The sequence below is a fragment of the Streptococcus sp. 27098_8_75 genome (assembly GCF_041432475.1).
Lineage (GTDB): Bacteria > Bacillota > Bacilli > Lactobacillales > Streptococcaceae > Streptococcus > Streptococcus gordonii.
In genome coordinates this window covers 1-5,039 of sequence record NZ_JAPVZR010000010.1, presented here as the reverse complement: position 1 = coordinate 5,039, position 5,039 = coordinate 1, and the positions used below count along the sequence as shown (strand labels likewise).

At 50.4% G+C, this 5,039-nt stretch carries 1 tRNA gene and 3 rRNA genes; all 4 read right to left on the bottom strand.

The features are described 5' to 3' along the window. A 5S ribosomal RNA gene (gene rrf, locus O3640_RS10825) occupies window positions 1–96 on the bottom strand; the annotation flags it as partial. 80 nt (window positions 97–176) lie between these two features. Next, window positions 177–3,076: ribosomal RNA gene (locus O3640_RS10820) — 23S ribosomal RNA — on the bottom strand. Between the two features lie 119 nt (window positions 3,077–3,195). After that, window positions 3,196–3,268 (bottom strand) — tRNA-Ala (locus tag O3640_RS10815). A 54-nt stretch (window positions 3,269–3,322) separates the two neighbouring features. Beyond that, window positions 3,323–4,879 (bottom strand): 16S ribosomal RNA (locus O3640_RS10810). Window positions 4,880–5,039: the final 160 nt, after the last annotated feature.

The following is a 5,039-nucleotide window of genomic DNA, read 5'->3' as shown; positions in this document are numbered from 1 at the left end:
CACAGGGGGCAACCCCCAACTACTTCCGGCGTTCTAGGGCTTAACTGCTGTGTTCGGCATGGGTACAGGTGTATCTCCTAGGCTATCGTCACTTAACTATTGAGTATCTAATCTACTCAAAATTGAATAACTAATCATCTCTAACAATACTTTTTGAACGCTGCGCTCAATGAAAATTGGATAAGTCCTCGAGCTATTAGTATTAGTCCGCTCCATGTGTCACCACACTTCCACTCCTAACCTATCAACCTGATCTTCTCTCAGGGCTCTTACTAACTTGCGTTATGGGAAATCTCATCTTGAGGTGGGTTTCACACTTAGATGCTTTCAGCGTTTATCCCTTCCCTACATAGCTACCCAGCGATGCCTTTGGCAAGACAACTGGTACACCAGCGGTAAGTCCACTCTGGTCCTCTCGTACTAGGAGCAGATCCTCTCAAATTTCCTACGCCCGCGACGGATAGGGACCGAACTGTCTCACGACGTTCTGAACCCAGCTCGCGTGCCGCTTTAATGGGCGAACAGCCCAACCCTTGGGACCGACTACAGCCCCAGGATGCGACGAGCCGACATCGAGGTGCCAAACCTCCCCGTCGATGTGAACTCTTGGGGGAGATAAGCCTGTTATCCCCAGGGTAGCTTTTATCCGTTGAGCGATGGCCCTTCCATGCGGAACCACCGGATCACTAAGCCCGACTTTCGTCCCTGCTCGAGTTGTAGCTCTCGCAGTCAAGCTCCCTTATACCTTTACACTCTGCGACTGATTTCCAACCAGTCTGAGGGAACCTTTGGGCGCCTCCGTTACCTTTTAGGAGGCGACCGCCCCAGTCAAACTGCCCGTCAGACACTGTCTCCGATAGGGATCACCTATCCGGGTTAGAGTGGCCATAACACAAGGGTAGTATCCCAACAGCGCCTCCATCGAAACTGGCGTCCCGATCTCGTAGGCTCCTACCTATCCTGTACATGTGGCACAGACACTCAATATCAAACTGCAGTAAAGCTCCATGGGGTCTTTCCGTCCTGTCGCGGGTAACCTGCATCTTCACAGGTACTAAAATTTCACCGAGTCTCTCGTTGAGACAGTGCCCAAATCATTACGCCTTTCGTGCGGGTCGGAACTTACCCGACAAGGAATTTCGCTACCTTAGGACCGTTATAGTTACGGCCGCCGTTTACTGGGGCTTCAATTCATACCTTCGCGTTTCCGCTAAGCACTCCTCTTAACCTTCCAGCACCGGGCAGGCGTCACCCCCTATACATCATCTTACGATTTAGCAGAGAGCTGTGTTTTTGATAAACAGTTGCTTGGGCCTATTCACTGCGGCTGACCTAAATCAGCACCCCTTCTCCCGAAGTTACGGGGTCATTTTGCCGAGTTCCTTAACGAGAGTTCTCTCGCTCACCTGAGGCTACTCGCCTCGACTACCTGTGTCGGTTTGCGGTACGGGTAGAGTATGATACATCGCTAGAAGCTTTTCTTGGCAGTGTGACATCACTAACTTCGCTACTAAACTTCGCTCCCCATCACAGCTCAACGTTACAGGTATAAGCATTTGACTCATACCACGCCTCACTGCTTAGACAGACTCTTCCAGTCGTCTGCTTTAGTTAGCCTACTGCGTCCCTCCATCACTTCATACTCTAGTACAGGAATATCAACCTGTTGGCCATCGGATACACCCTTCGGTCTCTCCTTAGGTCCCGACTAACCCAGGGCGGACGAGCCTTCCCCTGGAAACCTTAGTCTTACGGTGGACAGGATTCTCACCTGTCTTTCGCTACTCATACCGGCATTCTCACTTCTATGCGTTCCAGCGCTCCTCACGGTACACCTTCTCCACACATAGAACGCTCTCCTACCATCCCCTAAGGGATCCACAGCTTCGGTAAATTGTTTTAGCCCCGGTACATTTTCGGCGCAGGGTCACTCGACTAGTGAGCTATTACGCACTCTTTGAATGAATAGCTGCTTCTAAGCTAACATCCTAGTTGTCTGTGCAACCCCACATCCTTTTCCACTTAACAATTATTTTGGGACCTTAGCTGGTGGTCTGGGCTGTTTCCCTTTCGACTACGGATCTTAGCACTCGCAGTCTGACTGCCGACCATAATTCATTGGCATTCGGAGTTTATCTGAGATTGGTAATCCGGGATGGACCCCTCACCCAAACAGTGCTCTACCTCCAAGAATCTTTATGTCGACGCTAGCCCTAAAGCTATTTCGGAGAGAACCAGCTATCTCCAAGTTCGTTTGGAATTTCTCCGCTACCCACAAGTCATCCAAGCACTTTTCAACGTGCCCTGGTTCGGTCCTCCAGTGCGTTTTACCGCACCTTCAACCTGCTCATGGGTAGGTCACATGGTTTCGGGTCTACGTCATGATACTAATGCGCCCTATTCAGACTCGGTTTCCCTACGGCTCCGTCTCTTCAACTTAACCTCGCATCATAACGTAACTCGCCGGTTCATTCTACAAAAGGCACGCTCTCACCCATTAACGGGCTCGAACTTGTTGTAGGCACACGGTTTCAGGTTCTATTTCACTCCCCTCCCGGGGTGCTTTTCACCTTTCCCTCACGGTACTGGTTCACTATCGGTCACTAGGGAGTATTTAGGGTTGGGAGATGGTCCTCCCAGATTCCGACTGGATTTCTCGTGTCCCGCCGTACTCAGGATACTGCTAGGTACAGAATCTATTTAAAATACGAGGCTCTTACTCTCTTTGGCTGACTTTCCCAAGTCATTCTTCTATAAATTCTGAGTCCACATTGCAGTCCTACAACCCCGAAGAGTAAACTCTTCGGTTTGCCCTCCTGCCTCTTCGCTCGCCGCTACTAAGGCAATCGCTTTTGCTTTCTCTTCCTGCAGCTACTTAGATGTTTCAGTTCACTGCGTCTTCCTCCTCATATCCTTAACAGATATGGGTAACAGGCATCTACCTGTTGGGTTCCCCCATTCGGACATCCACGGATCGTCGCTTACTTACAGCTCCCCGAGGCATTTCGTCGTTTGTCACGTCCTTCTTCGGCTCCTAGTGCCAAGGCATCCACCGTGCGCCCTTACTAACTTAACCTTATTTTTGACCTTTCAGTCTTAAACTCATTAATATTCACAGCGTTTCGGTTTATTTCTTGTTACTATTTGATATAGTTATTCAATTTTCAATGGACTAGTTTGGAACTTCCGTTCCAATGGAGCCTAGCGGGATCGAACCGCTGACCTCCTGCGTGCAAAGCAGGCGCTCTCCCAGCTGAGCTAAGGCCCCACAAGACCTCTCAAAACTAAACAAGACTCCATCGTGCATTCCGTTTTTCCTTAGAAAGGAGGTGATCCAGCCGCACCTTCCGATACGGCTACCTTGTTACGACTTCACCCCAATCATCTATCCCACCTTAGGCGGCTGGCTCCTAAAAGGTTACCTCACCGACTTCGGGTGTTACAAACTCTCGTGGTGTGACGGGCGGTGTGTACAAGGCCCGGGAACGTATTCACCGCGGCGTGCTGATCCGCGATTACTAGCGATTCCGACTTCATGTAGGCGAGTTGCAGCCTACAATCCGAACTGAGACTGGCTTTAAGAGATTAGCTTGCCGTCACCGACTTGCGACTCGTTGTACCAGCCATTGTAGCACGTGTGTAGCCCAGGTCATAAGGGGCATGATGATTTGACGTCATCCCCACCTTCCTCCGGTTTATTACCGGCAGTCTCGCTAGAGTGCCCAACTGAATGATGGCAACTAACAATAAGGGTTGCGCTCGTTGCGGGACTTAACCCAACATCTCACGACACGAGCTGACGACAACCATGCACCACCTGTCACCGATGTACCGAAGTAAAACTCTATCTCTAGAGCGGGCATCGGGATGTCAAGACCTGGTAAGGTTCTTCGCGTTGCTTCGAATTAAACCACATGCTCCACCGCTTGTGCGGGCCCCCGTCAATTCCTTTGAGTTTCAACCTTGCGGTCGTACTCCCCAGGCGGAGTGCTTAATGCGTTAGCTGCGGCACTAAGCCCCGGAAAGGGCCTAACACCTAGCACTCATCGTTTACGGCGTGGACTACCAGGGTATCTAATCCTGTTCGCTCCCCACGCTTTCGAGCCTCAGCGTCAGTTACAGACCAGAGAGCCGCTTTCGCCACCGGTGTTCCTCCATATATCTACGCATTTCACCGCTACACATGGAATTCCACTCTCCCCTTCTGCACTCAAGTTAAACAGTTTCCAAAGCGTACTATGGTTAAGCCACAGCCTTTAACTTCAGACTTATCTAACCGCCTGCGCTCGCTTTACGCCCAATAAATCCGGACAACGCTCGGGACCTACGTATTACCGCGGCTGCTGGCACGTAGTTAGCCGTCCCTTTCTGGTAAGATACCGTCACAGTGTGAACTTTCCACTCTCACACCCGTTCTTCTCTTACAACAGAGCTTTACGATCCGAAAACCTTCTTCACTCACGCGGCGTTGCTCGGTCAGACTTTCGTCCATTGCCGAAGATTCCCTACTGCTGCCTCCCGTAGGAGTCTGGGCCGTGTCTCAGTCCCAGTGTGGCCGATCACCCTCTCAGGTCGGCTATGTATCGTCGCCTAGGTGAGCCGTTACCTCACCTACTAGCTAATACAACGCAGGTCCATCTGGTAGTGGTGCAATTGCACCTTTCAATCAATTATCATGCAATAATTAATATTATGCGGTATTAGCTATCGTTTCCAATAGTTATCCCCCGCTACCAGGCAGGTTACCTACGCGTTACTCACCCGTTCGCAACTCACAGTCTATGGTGTAGCAAGCTACGGTATAAACTGTGCGTTCTACTTGCATGTATTAGGCACGCCGCCAGCGTTCGTCCTGAGCCAGGATCAAACTCTCATTTAAGCGTTTGAGTCTTACTCATTTCTGTCCACTGACAGATTTATTTTTCGTTCTTTGACAGGTCACATATCTCTATGTCACCCTGCACTTGGTTCGTCTTGTTCAGTTTTCAAAGGTCTTTGCCTCCCTCGGAGACAACTATCTTAGTATATCATCTACTCGC